This window comes from Rhodococcus sp. 14-2483-1-1 (assembly GCF_002259335.1).
GTDB lineage: Bacteria > Actinomycetota > Actinomycetes > Mycobacteriales > Mycobacteriaceae > Rhodococcoides.
Window position 1 is genome coordinate 40,685 of the sequence record NZ_NPFX01000010.1, and the last position, 17,777, is coordinate 58,461.

The 17,777-nt window shown below is 64.8% G+C and carries 19 protein-coding genes and 1 riboswitch; of the genes, 9 read left to right on the top strand and 10 right to left on the bottom strand.

Translation table 11 applies throughout. From position 1 onward, the window contains the following. Positions 1–2 precede the first annotated feature (2 nt). Both CH294_RS08290 and CH294_RS08295 read left to right on the top strand, forming a co-directional pair. The gene (locus CH294_RS08290) at positions 3–860 is read left to right on the top strand and encodes a dienelactone hydrolase family protein (RefSeq protein ID WP_094737616.1); all 858 of its coding nucleotides are present in this window, start codon (positions 3–5) and stop codon (positions 858–860) included. Then, entirely contained in the window at positions 847–1,755 is a 909-nt protein-coding gene (locus CH294_RS08295) for an amidohydrolase family protein (protein ID WP_094737617.1), read from the top strand. Before CH294_RS08290 ends, CH294_RS08295 begins: the two co-directional genes overlap by 14 nt. A gap of 22 nt (positions 1,756–1,777) precedes the next feature. Here the strand turns inward: CH294_RS08295 and CH294_RS08300 are convergent, their stop codons facing one another. After that, positions 1,778–2,623 carry a patatin-like phospholipase family protein gene (locus tag CH294_RS08300; RefSeq protein WP_094737618.1) on the bottom strand — a complete coding sequence of 282 codons (846 nt, stop codon included), beginning with the start codon at positions 2,621–2,623 and terminating at the stop codon, positions 1,778–1,780. A gap of 29 nt (positions 2,624–2,652) precedes the next feature. Beyond that, positions 2,653–3,519 (bottom strand): alpha/beta hydrolase, encoded by an 867-nt coding sequence (locus CH294_RS08305; RefSeq protein WP_037151821.1) that lies wholly within the window; start codon positions 3,517–3,519, stop codon positions 2,653–2,655. 166 nt (positions 3,520–3,685) lie between these two features. Between CH294_RS08305 and CH294_RS08310 the strand changes: the two genes are divergently transcribed. Beyond that, positions 3,686–4,873: an alkane 1-monooxygenase gene (locus CH294_RS08310; protein WP_094737619.1), complete on the top strand. Its 1,188-nt coding sequence runs from the start codon at positions 3,686–3,688 to the stop codon at positions 4,871–4,873. Between the two features lies 1 nt (position 4,874). Here the strand turns inward: CH294_RS08310 and CH294_RS08315 are convergent, their stop codons facing one another. Next, positions 4,875–6,077, bottom strand: a complete 1,203-nt coding sequence (locus CH294_RS08315) for an ATP-binding protein (protein ID WP_094737620.1) — start codon at positions 6,075–6,077, stop codon at positions 4,875–4,877. A gap of 228 nt (positions 6,078–6,305) precedes the next feature. On the opposite strand from CH294_RS08315, the gene CH294_RS08320 reads away from it, so the two are divergent. Then, positions 6,306–6,773, top strand: coding sequence for an alpha-isopropylmalate synthase regulatory domain-containing protein (locus CH294_RS08320; RefSeq protein ID WP_094703265.1), 468 nt, complete (start codon positions 6,306–6,308; stop codon positions 6,771–6,773). A gap of 48 nt (positions 6,774–6,821) precedes the next feature. On the opposite strand, the gene CH294_RS28060 is transcribed toward CH294_RS08320, so the two are convergent. Next, the gene (locus tag CH294_RS28060; protein WP_349290428.1) at positions 6,822–7,067 is read right to left on the bottom strand and encodes a hypothetical protein; all 246 of its coding nucleotides are present in this window, start codon (positions 7,065–7,067) and stop codon (positions 6,822–6,824) included. 380 nt (positions 7,068–7,447) lie between these two features. Between CH294_RS28060 and CH294_RS08330 the strand changes: the two genes are divergently transcribed. From CH294_RS08330 to CH294_RS08340, 3 genes are read left to right on the top strand one after another with little or no spacing between them, the layout of a single operon-like run. Then, positions 7,448–8,347 (top strand): metal-dependent hydrolase, encoded by a 900-nt coding sequence (locus CH294_RS08330; RefSeq protein WP_094608849.1) that lies wholly within the window; start codon positions 7,448–7,450, stop codon positions 8,345–8,347. After that, on the top strand, positions 8,344–9,450 hold the full coding sequence (locus tag CH294_RS08335) for a PDR/VanB family oxidoreductase (RefSeq protein ID WP_094703266.1): 1,107 nt from the start codon (positions 8,344–8,346) through the stop codon (positions 9,448–9,450). Before CH294_RS08330 ends, CH294_RS08335 begins: the two co-directional genes overlap by 4 nt. Positions 9,451–9,462: 12 nt before the next feature. Then, positions 9,463–10,353 (top strand): alpha/beta fold hydrolase, encoded by an 891-nt coding sequence (locus tag CH294_RS08340; RefSeq protein ID WP_094737667.1) that lies wholly within the window; start codon positions 9,463–9,465, stop codon positions 10,351–10,353. A 4-nt stretch (positions 10,354–10,357) separates the two neighbouring features. On the opposite strand, the gene CH294_RS08345 is transcribed toward CH294_RS08340, so the two are convergent. Further along, positions 10,358–11,212 carry a zinc-binding dehydrogenase gene (locus CH294_RS08345; RefSeq protein WP_249305154.1) on the bottom strand — a complete coding sequence of 285 codons (855 nt, stop codon included), beginning with the start codon at positions 11,210–11,212 and terminating at the stop codon, positions 10,358–10,360. 169 nt (positions 11,213–11,381) lie between these two features. On the opposite strand from CH294_RS08345, the gene CH294_RS08350 reads away from it, so the two are divergent. Then, the gene (locus CH294_RS08350; RefSeq protein ID WP_094737668.1) at positions 11,382–11,969 is read left to right on the top strand and encodes a TetR/AcrR family transcriptional regulator; all 588 of its coding nucleotides are present in this window, start codon (positions 11,382–11,384) and stop codon (positions 11,967–11,969) included. Here CH294_RS08350 and CH294_RS08355 read toward each other — a convergent pair. Together CH294_RS08355 and CH294_RS08360 are read right to left on the bottom strand one after the other, a co-directional pair. Beyond that, the gene (locus tag CH294_RS08355; protein WP_094737622.1) at positions 11,963–13,231 is read right to left on the bottom strand and encodes an LLM class flavin-dependent oxidoreductase; all 1,269 of its coding nucleotides are present in this window, start codon (positions 13,229–13,231) and stop codon (positions 11,963–11,965) included. The two genes, CH294_RS08350 and CH294_RS08355, sit on opposite strands and share 7 nt — an antisense overlap. A gap of 1 nt (position 13,232) precedes the next feature. Next, positions 13,233–13,994 carry a 3-oxoacyl-ACP reductase gene (locus tag CH294_RS08360; protein ID WP_094737623.1) on the bottom strand — a complete coding sequence of 254 codons (762 nt, stop codon included), beginning with the start codon at positions 13,992–13,994 and terminating at the stop codon, positions 13,233–13,235. A 49-nt stretch (positions 13,995–14,043) separates the two neighbouring features. Beyond that, positions 14,044–14,136: riboswitch (TPP riboswitch) on the bottom strand. Positions 14,137–14,241: 105 nt separating this feature from the next. Between CH294_RS08360 and CH294_RS08365 the strand changes: the two genes are divergently transcribed. Further along, positions 14,242–14,556, top strand: coding sequence for a hypothetical protein (locus CH294_RS08365; protein ID WP_094737624.1), 315 nt, complete (start codon positions 14,242–14,244; stop codon positions 14,554–14,556). On the opposite strand, the gene CH294_RS08370 is transcribed toward CH294_RS08365, so the two are convergent. The 3 genes from CH294_RS08370 to CH294_RS08380 are packed head-to-tail and all read right to left on the bottom strand — an operon-like array spanning position 14,546 to position 17,742. Continuing rightward, entirely contained in the window at positions 14,546–15,841 is a 1,296-nt protein-coding gene (locus tag CH294_RS08370) for an alpha-amylase family protein (protein ID WP_094737625.1), read from the bottom strand. The genes CH294_RS08365 and CH294_RS08370 overlap by 11 nt on opposite strands. After that, on the bottom strand, positions 15,841–17,019 hold the full coding sequence (locus CH294_RS08375) for an alpha-hydroxy-acid oxidizing protein (protein WP_094608810.1): 1,179 nt from the start codon (positions 17,017–17,019) through the stop codon (positions 15,841–15,843). The genes CH294_RS08370 and CH294_RS08375 overlap by 1 nt, the downstream gene beginning before the upstream one ends. A gap of 9 nt (positions 17,020–17,028) precedes the next feature. Then, positions 17,029–17,742: a type 1 glutamine amidotransferase gene (locus CH294_RS08380; protein ID WP_094737669.1), complete on the bottom strand. Its 714-nt coding sequence runs from the start codon at positions 17,740–17,742 to the stop codon at positions 17,029–17,031. Positions 17,743–17,777: the final 35 nt, after the last annotated feature.

The following is a 17,777-nucleotide window of genomic DNA, read 5'->3' on the forward strand; positions in this document are numbered from 1 at the left end:
GAATGGTCCTCTCGGTCGGGATCGTTCCCTGCACGCCACCGTACAAAACAGCCGAACTCACCGCGGCTACCGGCATGCGGTACCGGCTGGCCGAATGGGTCATTCCGCAGGCTCCACTCCTGCACTACTGGGTCGTTCCGCAGGCTCCTCTCCTGCTGTGCTCCAATCGAAGGGTGAACACCACTCCCCTCACCGTCGTCCAGCCCGACGGAACCGCCCGCGGCGGCGTCATCGTCATCCAAGAAGCCTTCGGCGTCACCGACCACATCGTCGACGTCTGCAATCGGGTAGCGGCCGCAGGGTGGGTCGCGGTCGCTCCGCATCTGTTCCACCGGCAGGAGGGCGTCACCGTGCTCGACTACTCGGACATGGACTCGGCCATGGCGGCCATCGGGAAATTGAAGGCGGATGAGGTGGACTCCGACGTGGACGCGGCGGCGAGTGCGCTCGCCGAACTCGGATTCGAGCCCTCGTCCATCGCGATCGTCGGCTTCTGCATGGGCGGCACTGTCGCGTTCCATACCGCTGTCCGACGGCAACTCGGTGCGGCATCGACGTTCTACGGAGGTGGAATCACGAAGGGCCGCTTCGGTTATCCCGCGATGGACTCGGTGGGCGACGCACTCCAGACACCCTGGCACGGATTCTTCGGAGATCTGGACGAGGGCATTCCGTTCCAGGACGTCGAGACGCTGCGCGAGATCACCGCAACGGCCCCCGTCGACACCGAGATCACCCGTTACGCCCACGGCAAGCACGGGTTCCACTGCGACGACCGCCCCGCCGTGTTCGACGCCGACGCCGCGGCCGATGCCTGGGGCAAGACTCTCGAGTGGTTCGACGCCCATGTCGCACGCTGAACAACCGCGCTCCGACGCCGAACTTCTCGAAGAGACGGAACGCATCGTCGCCTTCTGGACCGAGTTGTCGTTGCCCGGCCTGTTCGACGTCCACACACACTTCATGCCGAAGAACGTGATGGACAAGGTGTGGAGCTACTTCGACAGTGCCGGGCCGTTGACCGGCAGCGTGTGGCCCATTTCGTATCGCTTTGCCGAAGACCGACGGCTGCAGGTCATTCGCGGATTCGGGGTGCGCAAGTTCACCTCGATGATCTACCCGCACAAGCCGTCGATGGCGGCGTGGCTCAACTCGTGGGGTGCCGATTTCGCGGCGCGTACTCCCGACTGCCTGCAGACCGCTACCTTCTACCCCGAGGACGGTGCCGCCGAGTACGTCGAGCAGGCATTGACGAACGGTGCCCGAATCTTCAAGTCGCACATCCAGGTCGGCAACTACTCACCGAACGATCCCTTGCTCGACGGCGTCTGGGGCGCGCTCTCGGACGCGCAGGTACCCGTGGTGATCCACTGCGGCTCCGGTCCGGCACCCGGCACCCACACCGGACCGGAGCCGATTGCCGAGCTGCTGCAACGATTCCCGAAGCTGCCGTTGATCATCGCGCACATGGGCATGCCCGAGTATGTCGAGTTCCTCGATCTGGCCGATCGCTTCGAGAACGTTCGACTGGACACCACGATGTCGTTCACCGACTTCTCGGAGGCGGGCGCACCGTTTCCGAGACACGAGCTGCCACGGCTACTCGATCTACAGAATCGCATTCTGTTCGGCAGCGACTACCCGAACATCCCTTACCCGTATCTGCACGCCCTGCAGGCGGTGCGCCGACTCGACCTGGGAGACGACTGGGTTCGCGCAGTGTGCTGGGAAAACGGGGCCACACTGTTCGGCTGAGCACCCAGGGCAGAGCAGTTCTCTACACCCAGAACTCGGCGATACGCCCGGCGATGGCATTGCCCTGCGCTCGTCCGGCCACGGCTGCAGCGGATCGGACGGCGACGTCGGTGGCGTCGGGTCCGATGGCCGCCGACGAATTGGCGTCGGGTGCAACCACTTCCACTTTCGAGCCACCCTTCACCAACCGCTCTCGTTCGATGTCGAAGGGATCGTGCTCCAGGTCGAGTGCGCCCACCCTGAACACCAGCACCTTCTCGAAACCGACTGCCAGATCAGCGTTTTCGCTCGCGCGGATACCTCCGTCGACGTAACGATGATCGCCGATCGTCACCGGCGGCCACATTCCCGGGATGGCGCAGCTCGCGGCCACCGCGTCGACCAGCTGAACGCCCGAGCCACGATCGAGTACCCGATGCCGGCCGGTCAGCGCGTCGACGGTGACGATCCGCAGGTCGCGGATCGGCCATGAGTGCGACGGCAGCCGTCGCTCGATGATTGCCCTGCGCTCACGCTCGGTGATCGTCGAGGCCGCCAGCGCCTCGCTGCCGATGCGTCGGCGAGTGTCGATGGCACTGCCGTCCGAATTCTGGGCCGCCCGAGCCAGCATGGAGACCAGCTCGTCGATGGTTGCCTCGGCGTGCGGCTCGTCGTCCTGTTTCGATTCGTCTGCCTGACGCTCGAACAACTCGGCCAACGTGGCACCGCTCGAGATCTGCGCTGCCACCGAGGAGCCTGCCGATGTTCCCAGCAGCATCTCGGCATCGGTGACGTCGGCTCCGGATTCTGCCAATCCCAGTAGGACACCCGTCTGCCACGCAATACCTGCGACTCCGCCGCCGCCCAATACGAGTGCTCGCCTGGTCATGGCCTTACTCCCTTCATCGAAAAGATCCGTCAGGAACTTACAGCGCTGGTCTGTACTCGCGGACGCAGCCAGGCGATGAGGTCGTCGAGGACGCGCTCCTTCTCCGGTTCGTTGAACACTTCGTGGAACAGCCCGTCGTACTTCTTCAGGGTCAGGTCATCGGATCCGGCCAGCTCGGCGATGAGTTCGCTGCCGGAGACATCGGCCAATCCGTCCGCGGTTCCGTGCTGAAGCAACACCGGGATCGTCAGCGACGGCAGGCGCGCCGGGAAACTGTCGCCGGCACCGAGCATCGCTGCGGCCAGGCCCGCCGAAACGCTGCCGTGGTAGCCCAACGGATCGGCAACGTAGGCGTCGACGACGTTCTTGTCCCGCGAGACCAGGTTGGGGTCGAGCTTCAGTACGGGAGCGGCCGGTACCAGGCGCCCGAGGATCTTGCCCACCGCCACCAGGGCTTTCGGTTGCCCGACGCTGGGAACCACTGCTGGGCCGGACAGCATCAGCCCATCGAGGTCGGCCTGATGGTCGAGGGCGTAGGACAGTGCGATCGCGCCGCCCATGCTGTGGCCGAGCAGGAAAGTGCGCTTGTTCGGGTACTCGTCGGCTGCGATTCCGAACAGCGTGTGCAGGTCGTCGGTGAAGTCGGACCACTTCGCCAATGCCACCCGCTTGCCACCGGAGCGCCCGTGCCCGCGGTGATCGGGCGCGTAGACGACAAGGCCGAGAGAGCCGAGCCGTTCGATGACGTGCCGGTACCGGCCCGCGTGCTCGGCCAGGCCGTGGGCCAGCACGACAACCCCGGTCGGTGTGTTCTCGGCTGCAGTCTCAGGGGTCCAGACGTCGTAGACGATTCGGGTTCCGTGGACTCCGGTGAACGACGAATCGACATGCTTCATGCGGTCACCGTACAAGGGTGGCGGGTCGTGCGACGGCCCATCGGCGAACCCGCAAAGATTCGCTCGAGTAACTATCCTGGCCGAGCGGGCGATGTCATTGTGAGACGCCACTACCTCCGAACCTCCGCCCGAGGTTCGGCCACAAACCAGGAGTTACGAATCCAGAATGCGTGATCAGTCCGCCACCAGCACGTCGCCTCGGTGGCGCGACCCCAAGCGCTACCTGTGGCCGCTGGGATTGACGATTCCGTTGAGTCCGTTCCTGGCCTGGGGTCTGGTGACCCTCCTCGGTCCCGGCGCTTTCTGGACCCTCGGCCTGATGATCATGGGCATCGCGTTGCCCCTGGTGGACAAGTTCGCCGGTGTCGACCGCAGCAATCCCCCCGACGAGGCCATCGCTGCGCTGGAGAAGGACCCCTACTACCGGTGGTGCGTCTACCTGTTCCTGCCGCTGCAGTACGCGGGACTCGTTGCCGCCTGCTACCTGTGGGCGCACGGGCCGCTGGGGGTTCCCGAGCGAGTCGGCCTGGCCATCACCGTCGGCATCGTCGGCGGAGTCGGCATCAACGCCGCCCACGAACTCGGCCACAAGCGTGCCCGCCTCGAACGATGGCTCTCCAAGGTGACGTTGGCACAGACTCTGTACGGCCACTTCTACGTCGAACACAATCACGGCCACCACCTCCGCGTTGCCACCCCGGAGGATCCGGCATCGGCGAAGTTCGGCGAGTCGTTCTGGAAGTTTCTGCCGCGCACCGTCGTGCACGGCCTGCGATCGGCCTGGGAGCTCGAATCCCGACGCCTCGCCCGGCAAGGCCTGTCGCGGTGGTCGCACCGAAACAATCTGTTCAACGCCGCGGCCATGAGCGTCGCACTGTTCGGCGTACTGATCGCCGTCTTCGGCACCGTGATCGTGCCGTATCTGGTGCTGCAGGCCGCGATCGCCATCGTTCTGTACGAGGCGGCCAACTACCTCGAGCACTACGGGCTGTTGCGGCGGAAGCGGCCCAGTGGGCGATACGGCAAACCGACTCATCGGGACAGCTGGAACAGCGATCACCTCTGGAGCAATCTGTTTCTGTACCACCTGCAGCGACACAGCGATCATCACGCGAATCCGGTGCGCCGCTACCAGGCCCTGCGCACCGTCGACGAGTCCCCGCAGCTACCGGCCGGGTACGCCGTGATGATCTTCTGCTCGCTGGTTCCGCCGCTGTGGCGCAGAGTGATGGATCAGCGACTGATCGATTTCTACGGCGGTGACGCGGACCTCGTCAACGTCGATCGCTCCGACCCGAGGGCAGTGCGGAAGCTCGAGCAACTGTGCGTCGAGCGAGCCGAGGCGCACCGATAGTTCACACCGCCGCGGGTTCGTCGGTCTGCGCGCGCAGATAGCGACCGAAGTGCGGCACCGTGAATGCGATGGTGCCGCGCTCGGCCGAGTAGATCAGGCCCTTCTTGATCAGGCCGTCGCGGGCCGGGGACAGTGACGCCGGCTTGCGCTTCAGTTCGGTCGCCACGGCCGAGGTCGGCACCGAGCCGTCGTCCACCGACAGTTCGGCCATCGCGCGCATGTATTCACGCTCGGCAGGCGTGGCGCGTTCGTAGCGAGAACCGAAGAATCCGACGGCCAGTTCCTCTTCCGCCGTCGGGGCGGCGACGCGTACGTCCTCGACGGTGATCGGGGTGTCGGCCGCAAGATCCCAGGTCGCCTTGCCGTAGGCCTGGACGAAATACGGGTAGCCGTCAGCGGCCGCGTACAGCGCGTCGAGGGCGTCGGGGTTGAATTCCACGTCCTCTCGATCGGCCGGTGCGATCAGCGCCAGGTCGGCCGCGGCTCGTTCGAGCCGACCGATCCGGTGGTAGCTGAACAGGCGCTCGGAGTAACTCTTGGATGCCGACAGCACCGCAGGCAGGTGCGGCAAACCGGCTCCGACGATGATCAGCGGGGCGGCGTCCTGACTGAGTTCGTGGCAGGCCGCACACAGCGCGGAGATGTCTGCGGGCCCGAGGTCCTGCATCTCGTCGATGAAGATGGAGATGCCCACGCCCACGTCGCCGGCCAGCGCGGAGGCGTCGAGCAGCAGTTCGACGAGGTCGATCTCGATGTCGCCGGAGTCGGCGCGGCCGGTCTTGGCCGGGACGTCGATGCCTGGTTGCCATCGCTCCCGCATGCCCTTGTCGGCGGTGGAGCGCAGAGCGAAGGCCTTGAGCACCCCGAGGAATTCGTCGACGCGTTCGGGATCGCGATGCGAGGCCGCGATACCGCGGACCGCCATGTGCAGGGCCGAGGACAGCGGTCGACGCAGTTCCTGGTCCGGGCGGGCCTCGATCTTCCCGGTTCCCCATCCGCGGGCGATGGCTGCGGACCGGAGCTGATTGAGCAGCACCGTTTTCCCGACGCCCCGCAGACCGGTGAGAACGACACTGCGCTCCGGTCTGCCGCGGGTGATGCGTTCGAGCACCACATCGAAGGCGTCGAGCTGCTTCTTTCGGCCTGCGAGCTCGGGTGGGCGCTGGCCGGCGCCGGGAGCGTAAGGGTTACGCACGGGGTCCATGGGGCCAAAGTTACAACGAGTCGTGCGATATATGCGGACATCTAGCTCGTGTCCTAGAGATCTGTATTCACTCGATACTTGCGCGCGGCTGCGACGAAGGACTACTTTCTGGGGTGTGAAGCGCATTCTCGTAGTACGCCGCCGTAGCGGGGTCTGATTCGGACCGACCCCTCGCTGCGGGTCGTCGTGCTCTCTCGGTCCTCCCTTCACATTCGGAAGACCATCCTCATGAATGCACTTGCTTCTTCTTTCGCCACAGATCCCTTCCATGCCCGTTTCGGCTGCGCCCTACCGCGCACGATGCGCGACGAGATCACCTGGCAACACAAGTCGTGGGCGAATTTCACCGAACGCTTCTCACCCACCACCGGACCGCTCCGACTGGGGTCGTGGACTGCCTGCAGGGCACCTGGTGGCAGGACCGAATTCGACGCCACCTTCGGTATCGGCGACACCATCATCAACTGTGCCGCAACGACATACGGGCCGATCGAGGCACTGTCGTCGATGTTGCACGATGCCGGATTCCGCATCGAGATTCTCTCGTTCCACCAGCAGAGCATCGGTTCGGAGACGGCCACATTCGTGCTGGCCGAGCGTGACGGTCGACGCGAATGGTCGATGGGCATGGATGCCGACGCGACCCTGTCGTCCATCAGGGCAGTCATCGCCGGCGCCAACCTTTTGGATCGGTAGCGCTTTCTTCGCCTGTCTAGCACTTGCGCAAGACAGGCGAAGATCTCGCTAGGGCATCTCGATCGTCTCGGCTCGGCGGACTTCGGCCAGTGCGCGGCGCAGGTAGGTCTCGGCCCTGGCGCGGCGCACCGCGAGTAGGTCCGCGACCACCAACAACGCGTGCGCCGGACGGGGCCTGGAGCGGGATTGCTCTTCCGTATCTGCGACACCCAGGGCTCCGGTGAGCACCTCGACGAACCCGGCGATATCCAGATTCGGCAGCCAGTGTGCGCCTCGTACGGTGCGGCCGAGCACCTCCTGGACGTTCTCGCCGTTCCATCGCTATATACCTCTTCCAGCAACGTGCGTACCATTTCGGCATGCACGTGACCGGCTTGCGCCGAGTCCGAGCGGCCCAACAGCTCGACGGCGTCGTCGAACGCGATCGGATCCCCCGCCGCAACAGCGGCCAGGGCATCGTTCGTGGCATCGGCGATCCGTCGAACCTCGGCCGGCCACTCGGCAGGCCACGTGATGGGGACGGTGCTCGGGGGAACTGCCGCTGGGGAGGGGTCGGTCATTGCAGAAGTCTCTCATTCGCGACCGACATGGTTCCTTTTACCTGTAACCGGTGTTTATACTAAGTTGCGCTCTGTGGCATCGGCCACACACGCGGAGTGGAGGAGGTGGACTCGATGAGCCAACGGAAGACTGTTGCATCGGATCCCGGCGAAGTGATGCTGCAAGCCAGGAACGTCAAGTTCGACTGGAGCGATCTGCCGATGCACTGGGTGCCGGGCGATCCGTACACCACGCACGTTCTCAACGTGCTGCACCTGTTGCTGCCCGCAGGCGAGCACTGGTTCGTGGACACCTTCAAAGAAGCTCTGCCGTACATCGACGACGAGAAGCTGCGCGACGACGTCATCGGTTTCATCGGGCAGGAGGCCGTTCACGCCGAGGCGCACACCGGCGTGCTCGTGCACCTGCAAACCAAGGGCCTCGACCCGACACCGTTCACCGACCAGATGGAGTGGGCCTTCGGCAAGGTCCTCGGATCCGACTCGGTGACCAGTCTGCGATCGAAGAACAACCTGGTCGAGCGACTGGCTCTGATCGCCGCCATCGAACACGTGACGGCATTTCTCGGCGACTGGGTGCTCAACGCCGACGGTCTCGACCGCGCGGGCATCCACCCCACCATGCTCGACCTTCTGCGCTGGCACGGTGCCGAAGAGGTCGAGCATCGCTCGGTCGCCTACGACACGCTCCGCTACTTCGACAAGCGCGAAGTTCGTCGGCTGCGCACGTTCGTGGTCGTCGTGCCGTTGATGGCGTACATCTGGATGCGCGGGATCATCTTCTTGATGAAGAACGATCCGGAGCTGCAGTCGGCACCGAAATCCGTACGCAAGCCGCGCTCGGCGCTGTGGAGAAAGTCGGTCCGCCGCGGCACCCTGCCCGCGCTGACGCACGTCGGCCGCAGCATGTCGCGCTACCTCAAGAAGTCCTACCACCCCAGCCAGGAAGGCTCCACTGCCCAGGCCGTCCGGTACCTGGCGTCCTCCCCGGCCGCGCAGGCTGCGGCGAGGTGAAGCTCACCTCACGCCGCGTCCCACGGCTGCTCCCCAAGGATGCACCGCCGGATCTGCGCGGACGCGGACGCCCGGATCGTTCGATGCAGCTGCTAGGCACATTCCTCAACGGGTACATGCAGGCGGCTGCCGGCGCGGAGTACAACGATGCCGTCGCCGGACACAATCCCGATTCCGCATTGCGATTGGTCGTCACAGAACGCGAGATCGTCGCCGAGGACAACGATGTCGCTGCCCTCACCCTCGCGTCGCCGACGGGCGAACAGCTCCCGATCTGGCATCCGGGCTGCCACCTCGATCTGCACCTACCGTCGGGTCGCCGTCGGCAATACTCTTTGTGCGGCAACCCATCCGATCGTAGTTCCTATCGCATCGCGGTGCGCCGAATCCCCACCGGCGCAGGCGGGTCCATCGAGATGCACGGACTGCAACCCGGCACCGAGGTCACTGTTCGCGGTCCCCGCAACGGTTTTCCCTTCGTCGGCGACGGCAGTGCACTCTTCATCGCCGGCGGGATCGGAATCACTCCCATCATCGCGATGGTCCGTGCCGCACGGATTCTCGGCATGGACTGGCAGTTCGTCTACTGCGGTCGCTCCCGCGACACGATGCCCTTTCTCGACGAGATCGAGAGCTGGGAATCGGACCGCGTGTTCGTCCGGACCGACGATGTACACGGATACCCCGGTGAGGGCGAACTGCTCGAGCGCGCCCCAGCCGGCGGTGCCGTCTACTGCTGCGGCCCCACCCCCATGCTCGACGCCGTCCGCCGCGACTTCCGTCAGTCCCCGGCCACCGCACTGCATTTCGAGCGCTTCGGCCCGCCGCCGATTCTCGACGGCCGACCCTTCGAGGTGCAGCTGATCAGCACCGGAGCCGTGCTCGACGTAGCCGCCGACGCCTCCGTATTGACCGCGGTCAAGGAACAGAAGCCCAATATCGCGTACTCGTGCCAGCAGGGCTTCTGCGGTACCTGCAAGGTGCGTGTGCTCTCCGGTGAGCCCGAGCACCTCGAAACGCGATTGACCCCCGAAGAGCAGCGCGATCACATGCTCATCTGCGTCTCCCGCGCACGCAGCGGGCGTCTCGTACTCGATCTATAGAACGGAAAATTGTTGAGCAGCAATGCGGTTCGTACGACGGTCGTCAACGAAGGAATTCGGTTGGCGGTGTTCGAGAGCGGAAACCCGAACGGCGATCCGATCGTCCTCGTGCACGGCTGGCCCGATACTCACGAACTGTGGAGTCACATCGTGCCCCAGCTCGAGGATCGCTTCCGGGTGATCAGCTACGACTCCCGCGGTGCAGGCGAGAGCACGGTGCCCACCGAGCAGTCGGCGTACAAATTGGCGCGGCTGGCATCGGACTTCTATGCCGTCGCCGATGCGGTCAGCCCCGATGCTCCCGTTCACGTGCTCGCTCACGACTGGGGTGCCGTGGAGGTATGGGAGGCGGCAGCTCAACCGCAGGCGAAGGACCGAATTCGTTCCTACACATCGATTTCGGGACCCAATCTCGACCATCTCGGTAAGTGGTCGCAGTCGCGGCTCCGCAAACCCACTCTCACCGGCATCAAGCAGGTCCTCGCCCAGACACGGGCGTCCTGGTACACCGTCACCTTCCACATCCCCGGCCTGTCGACGCTGCGGATCAAGCGACAGTTCGCCAAGGGTTGGCCGGCGTTCCTCCAGGAGTTCTCGGGAGTCGACCCGAAGCTCGTCACCCAGAACTCCACTCTGTGGTCGGATGCCACCAACGGCACCAATCTGTATCGGGCCAACATCATTCCGCTGCTGACCAATCCGCGGGATCGATACATCGACATCCCCGTTCACCTCATCGTCAACACCGAGGACGTCGCGGTGCGTCCGTACCACTACGACGACACCGGCAAGTGGGTGAAGAACCTCACGCGCAACGACATTCCGGCGGGGCATTGGTCGCCGATCTCCCATGCCGACGACATCGCAAGTCTGACACAGGAATTCATCGACTCGCTGGGCTGATGGGTCAGGGGACCAGTACCAGCTTGTGACGGGTGCGTGGGGCTCGCTCCCATGCACTCGCGACCTCTGCCAGTGGCACATTCTCGTATTCCACTGCGATCCGCCCGCTGACGGCCCAGTCGGTGAGGGTGCGATACGCCTGCGAGGTTGCGTCGGGTCCGTAGTGCATCGGCATGAATCCGACGATGCTCGCCCCGAGTGATCGCAGGAGCTGCGCAGGAACGGTGACCTCGGCACCGGCTCTGTCGCCGATCTGTACCAGACGAACGAGCCGGTTGCCGGCACGTAGTGCGGCCAGAGCGACTGCGCCCCAGGTGTAATCGACGATCACATCCGCGCCGGAGGATGCCTGCCCAATGGCCGTGCTCAGCTCGTCGACGCTCCTCTCACCGATGGCAACCGTCGCCGTGGCCCCGAGATCACGGGTGGATTCGAGTGCGGCCTCATCGCGCCCCACGACCGTGATCGATCCTGCGCCGAGTAACCGCGCAGCCTGAACCGCGAGGCGGCCGACCACCCCGGTACCTCCGAGGATCACCACGTTCTCCCCTGGCGTCATGCGACCCCCATGGGTCAGTGGCATCAGCGCCGCAAGGCCGGCATTGCCCAGCGTCGCGGCGGTCGAGAAGTCCAGTCCGTCGGGTAGTTCGACAAGCGACGACGTCCGTACCAACGCCTGCTGAGCCATCGAACCGTAGGGCGAGACCGGCAGGGAGAAATAGACGCGGCGACCGTCCTGCGTCGTACCCGCGCCTTCGATGCCGCTCACAGTCGGCAGCGACCGAGGGCTCAGGTAGTGCGTGCCCGCGGCGATGACGATGTCGACGGCATTAAGCGTCGCAGCCGCCACGTCGATCACCTCAGAACCCTCCACAGGTGCTGGTTTGTCGTGGTCCGTGTATGTCGGTACCCCGAATTCGGTCAGAACTACTGCCTTCATATCCGGCCTTTCGACGAATTCTGATTCAGTGAATCTCGATTCAGTGTGTAGCGTGACTGCCGAGGTGTCAACAGGAAAGGGAACAGCGGTGGCAACCACTGGTCGCGCACAACAGGCCGAGCAGACTCGAATCGAACTCGAGAATGCCGCACGCGCCGTCTTCGCCCGGTCCGGGTACCTCAACACCAAGATCGTCGACATCACCCGCGAAGCAGGCCGGGCCGCAGGGTCGTTCTACAACCACTACTCCGGCAAGGACGAGCTGCTGTTGGCCCTCGCCGAGCAGATCGGTGAGGACGCCGACGTCATCGTCGCGGCGCAGGATCCTTCCGCTCGCGATCACCCCACCATGCGTCCGCATCTGGAGGTCTTCTGGCAGTTGCTCACACGGCACCGGGTCGTCATCGATGCGCTTCGAGACGCCGCACTGGTGAGTCCCGAGTTCGCCGAACGGGTACAGAGATTCACGCAGGTCCAGTTCGAGCCCTGGGTCGAACGCCTCGGCACCTTCGAGAAGGCAGGAGTCGAGCTACCGGCGTCCCCCGCCACCACTGCGGTGCTGATCGGCGGTGCGGCGGAGAATTTCGCCCGGCTGTGGCAGGGCTCGCCCGAGGACGGTCTCGACGCTCTGGTGACGTTCGTCGATCGGGGAGTCTTCGGGCCGGCCGCTCAGTGAGCGAGGTGCCCGCGAAGCGTCGACGAGGTGTAGTCCGCACGAAAGAGACTGCGCTGCTGCAGAATAGGGACCACCTGATCGACGAAGTCGGTGAGCGAGTCCGGGTAGCGCGGGCACATCAGGTTGAATCCGTCGGCACCGCGACCGATCCACGATTCCATCTCGTCGGCGATGGACTCCGGCGTGCCGATCATGGTGGCGTGCCCGCCCCCGGCCGCCAGGGTGCCGAGCAGTTCCCGCACGGTGGGAGCGTCCTTCTCGATGATCCGCAGAATCGTCTCGTAGCGACCCTGCGGTCCGGTGAACTCGGCGGCCGGCGGTAGCGGCGGCACCGGTTCATCGAGTTCCCAAGCAGTACAGTCCTGTCCGGTGAAGGTCGACAACATTGACAGCGACTGCTCGGTGGGGAGCAGCCGATCCAGTTCGGCCTTCTTGCGTCGAGCCTCGTCCATCGTCGAGCCGATGTACGTCACCAAACCCGGCATGATGCCCACGGCTGTACTGTCGCGGCCGGCTCGATCGATTCTCGACTTCACGTCGTCGTAATAGCTTTGCGCTGCAACGAGATCGTAGGCGACGGCATAGATCGCCTCGGCGTACTTCGCAGCGAGATCACGACCCGGCCCCGACGCCCCGGCCTGGAACAGCACCGGCCGACCCTGCGGTGAACGCGGCACCGTCAACGGGCCGTCGACGCGAAAGTGTTTGCCGTCGTGATCGATGGCATGCACCTTGGCCGGGTCCGCATACGCTCCAGCGCGATCGAGCGTCAACGCGTCGGCATCCCACGAATCCCACAGCGCCAGAGCGGTATCGACGAACTCTTCGGCGCGAGCATAGCGCTCCTCACGAGCCGGGATGACATCCATCCCGTGATTGCGTGCCTCGGCGTCGAACATGGAGGTGACGACGTTCCAGCCCACCCGGCCGCTGCTGATGTGATCCAACGACGCCAGCATGCGCGCGGCATGGAACGGCGTGTAGAACGTCGAGGACACGGTGGTGACCAGCCCGATATGGGTGGTCGCTCGTGCCATGGCCGACAGCGCGGTGATCGGTTCGAGAAACCAGGTCCCTGCCCCGGCCGGGTCTCGAACCGAATGTCCGTCGGCGAAGAACACCGCGTCGAACTTGCCCCGCTCGGCGAGCTGGGCAAGTTCCTCGTAGTACGAGATGTTGCCCAGGTCCTCCACTCGTGAATCGGGATGACGCCACGCCGCGCTGTGGTGGCCGCAGCCGTAGAGAAACGCGTTGAAATGCATGTCAGTCCTTGACCAGGCCGCCGTCGACCACCAGATTCTGGCCGGTCACCGACCGCGCCCACGGCGAGGCGAAGAACAACAGGGCATCGGCGAACTCTTCCGGGGTGGTGACCCGTTGCAGCGGGGTCGAGGCCGCGATGAAATCGAACACCTCGGCCGGGGTGGCGGCACTGGCGTCGGTGGTGCGCAGCAATCCACCCGAGACCATGTTGACGGTGATGTTGTCTGCGCCGAGGTCCGCGGACAGAGTACGGGTCAGCGAGAGCAGTGCGGCCTTGGACGCGGTGTAGTCGTGGTACGGCACCACCGGATTCTGGAACAAGTTTGTGCCCACGTTGATGATTCGGCCGAAGCCCACCTCACGCATACCCGGCAGCGCCGCCTGGGTGGTGAGCAACGCTGCACGGACACTGCCGCGCAGCTGAGCGTCGAAGCGGTCCCACGTGATGGTGTCGGCTTTGGGCCTCGCATCACCGTCGAACGAGAAGTCGGCCAGTGCGTTGTTGACGACGGTGGTGATCGGAGTGCCGAAATGCTCACGCGCCGAGTCGAACACCGTGGCCACCGCACGCTCGTCGGTCACGTCGCCCTGAACCGCGAAAGCATTTCCGCCGAGGCGGTCGGCAAGCGCTTCGGCGGCTACTTTGCTGGTGCGGTAGTCGATCACCACGCGTGCGCCCTCACCGGCGAAAGCAGCGGCAATCGCTGCTCCCAATCCGCGGCCGCCGCCGGTGATCAACACTGTCTGCTCGTCGAATTTCATGCGCCTCGCCTCTCGTTCGAGGTCGGGACCGTCACGAGGGACAGGAAATACCGAAACGTCACGACATTCCCTTCGCTGGTCCTAACCAGATCAGGTTCGACGGGTGTGTTCTCAGCCCCTGGGGGCACCCCGTGTCGCGCTCGACTGTACCCACCGGTCTCGGTAGGGCAATGCATTGCCGTCTATACAACTCTCTAGTACAGGTGATAGATAGCCGAATACAGCGATGACAAGTTACTGTGCCGCCATGGCCGAACGCGTCTACCTGGAGTATCGCCTCGACGAGAACGTGATTTTTGTACTCGACCACCGCACGGTCGAAGCGTTCGACGCCGCCGTGAGGACCGCAGCCGGCGGGCGCTGTCGGTGGCACGTGGATCAGCTCGGCGTGGACGCGAAGCCGACGCGAGACGGCACCAAGATCGTCCTCGGTCTGCGTGCATCCGACGGCAGCATCGGCTACGCGGGCGACCGAATGAAGTTCACCGTGACCGACGAACAGCTGCCGCATCTGCTGGCGTTCTTCGACCGCGCGAAGGCAGCCAGGACCCTCAGCCGATGACGGCCCAGCCGTGCGGCGGAACGCTCACCCGGCCGTCGTTCAGGTGCGCCTCACCGGCCAGTACTTCGCTACCCTGAGCCGGGTAGTCGATGGCGTCGTCGCCGAGGTTGAGCGCCACTGTCATCGAATTGTCTTCCCCGGACACGCGGTAGAGCAGCGCCGTGTTGGTGAGCTCGAGCGTCTCGGTGCGCGCGGAGTACAACCATGGATTACGACGCCGTACTCCGATCAGCTCCTGGTGCACGCGATAGACCGGCCAACCGTACGGGGCCAGATCATCCGGGGATTGTGGGTACTCGGGACGCACGTCGTCGTCACCGCCGACGCGATCTTCCTTGATACCGCGGAACGCCTGTTCGTCGCCGTAGTAGATCATCGGCATCCCACCCACGGTGAACAGAACCACCAACGCGTGCAGCAGATGTCGCTCGTCCTCCACTACGCTGGCAATGCGATTGACGTCGTGATTTCCGACGAACGTGGCCGGCACGAACGCGTCGAGCCACCCGTTGTGACGCTCCAACGCGTGTGAGAGCTCGAAGAAATTCTTCTCGCTCAGGCCACTCCAGATCGCCTTCCACAGTTCGTACTGGGTAACCGAGTCCAGCGTGGAGGCCGAGACGATCCGGTCGTAGTCACCGTGGATGACCTCGCCGAGAAAGTATGCATCCGAATGCTTCTCGCGAACCTTCGGCAGCACCGCGGCCCAGAAGCGTGGCGACACAGCGTAGGCAGCGTCGAGCCGCCAGGCGTCGACGCCGCGCTCGAGCCAGTGCGAGAGCACGTCCACGACGTACTCCTGCACGTGCGGGCTCTCGTGGTTGAGCGCAACCAGTTCGTCGTGGCCCTCGAAGTTTCGGTGCGTCGGCTCGTCCCCGGACCAGTCGAGGTGGAACCACTGCGCGGCCTCGGAATCAGGCCCCTCGGCCAGGGCCTGCCGAAACTTCGGAAAGCTCTGCGCCACATGGTTGAAGACACCGTCGAACATGACCTTCAGGCCCCGACCGTGTGCAGCAGCGATCAGGGAGTCGATGTCCTCGTCGGTGCCGAGCCTGCCGTCGACGTGGAAATAGTCGACCGTGTCGTAGCCATGCTTCTCGGATTCGAAGATCGGACCGAGGGCAATTCCCGACGCGCCGAGCTCCAGTGCGTAGTCGAGCCACTTCTCGATTCTGTTCAGCCGGTGCAGATCCGACTGCGATTCACCGTCCCAGCCGTGCACCGGCGCACCGGTGAAGCCGAGCGGGTACAGGTGCCACCAGATTGCGTGCTTCGTCCACTCCATCAGGACTCCAAGATCGAGTCGAGGCCCAGTTCGCCGGCACCGGTGTGACCCGACAAACTCGTCACCAGGTCGAATTCGGCTAGCAGACAACGCAATACGTGTGCAACACCTTCTTGCCCACCGAGCGCGAGACCGTACAGGAACGGCCGGCCGAGCAAGACCGCATCCGCTCCGAGCGCCAGCGCTTTGGCCATATCGGCACCGGTGCGTACACCGGAGTCGAACAGGATCGTCAGATCGTCGCCCACAGCCTCGACGATGGACGGCAACGCGTCGAGTGACGGCCTGGCACCGTCGATCTGACGTCCACCGTGGTTGGAGACCACGATGCCGTCGACTCCGTGCGCTGCTGCTTCACGGGCGTCGCCGACGGTGCAGATTCCCTTGAGCACGATCGGACCGCTCCAATGCTCGCGCAGGAACGCCAGATTCTTCCACGACAGCCCGGGGTTGGGGAACATCTGCGCCCAATGCATCGCGGCGGCAACAGGATTCTCCTCGACGGGCTGCGCCAGTCCGGCCTGGAACGCCGGATCGGTCAGGTAGTTCTCGATGCCGAGGTTGGCGAGGAAGGGAAGGTACCCGCGGTCGAGATCGGCAGGCCGCCAGCCCAGCAACGTGGTGTCGAGAGTCAGCACCAAGGTGGTGAACCCGGTGGCCTTCGCGCGCTGCAGGAAACTCAGCAGTACAGATTCGTCCGTCGGCCAGTACAACTGATACCAGCGCGGAGCGTCTCCGCCTGCCTCGGCGATCTGCTCGAACGAATGCGATGCCTGTGTCGAATGGATGTACGGCACACCGAGTTCCGCAGCCGCTCGAACCGTCGCGAGCTCACCGTCGGGATGGGCGAGAGTCTGGATGCCGACCGGCGCAATCAGCAGCGGAGCCGGCATATCGGTGCCGAGCACGGTGCATGCGTGATCACGCGAGGCCGAACTGCGGAGCATGCGCGGCGTGATGGCCCATTTGTCGAACGCCGCCCGGTTCGCCCGCGCCGTCGATCCGCTGCCCGCGCTGGCGACGATGTAGCCCAACGCCTCGGGCGAAAGCTTCTCGGCAGCTTGGTCCTCCAGCCGTGCCAGGTTGGTGGTGATCGGCGGTGTCTGCTGAGCGAACATCCCGGCGGCGTAGATGCCGAGTTGGTGATCGCTGAAGTTGCTGGGCCTGGCCTCGGTCATCGTTCGACCCTACCGGGGCACCGCCGAGGATCGGGCGAGAAAGGCGTCCAGCAGAGCCGAGCACCGCGCCCGAGCTGCCAGTTCCGCGTCGGCGATCTCTCTCCTGATCTCGTGCACGTCGACCCCGTGTTCGACGCCGTCGCGGTCCCACGCGGCCGCCCACGCGTCGTAGGTGTCGAGGTCGATCTCGGGGTGGAACTGCAACCCGAGGTGCGGGCCGCAGACGAAGGCCTGTTGCGCGGCATCGTTCCGGGCGATCACCGTGGCCTGCGCGGGAGCGGTGAACGTATCGCCGTGGAACTCCATCCACGGTCCGGGGGCGATGAGCTCGGGCTCGGACGTCTCTACGTCGACGAATCCGTACTCGGGATGCTCGGACTTGCGGACGGTGCCGCCGAGTACCCGCGCGAGCAGCTGCCCGCCGAAGCACACACCCAGAACCGGGACCTGCGCATCGATCGCGTCCTGTACGTATGCAATTTCCGGCGCGAGCCACGTCAGCGTGTCGTCGTACGCGGCATCGGGTGAGCCCATGACCACCACCAACTGCGCGTGGGACAGCAGCGGCGGTGCGACATCGGGGCTGTGGTCGAAGGAGTGCACGTCCAACTGGAAACCCCTGGTGCGCAATTCGGCAGCGAGAGTGCCGATGTCGCGTCGCGCAAGGATCGGATCCTGATCGTGGACGAGTACTACGGCGCGCGGGTGGTTCGGGTATGTCACAGGGCTCCTTTACGGTGTTCGTGCACACCGTACGA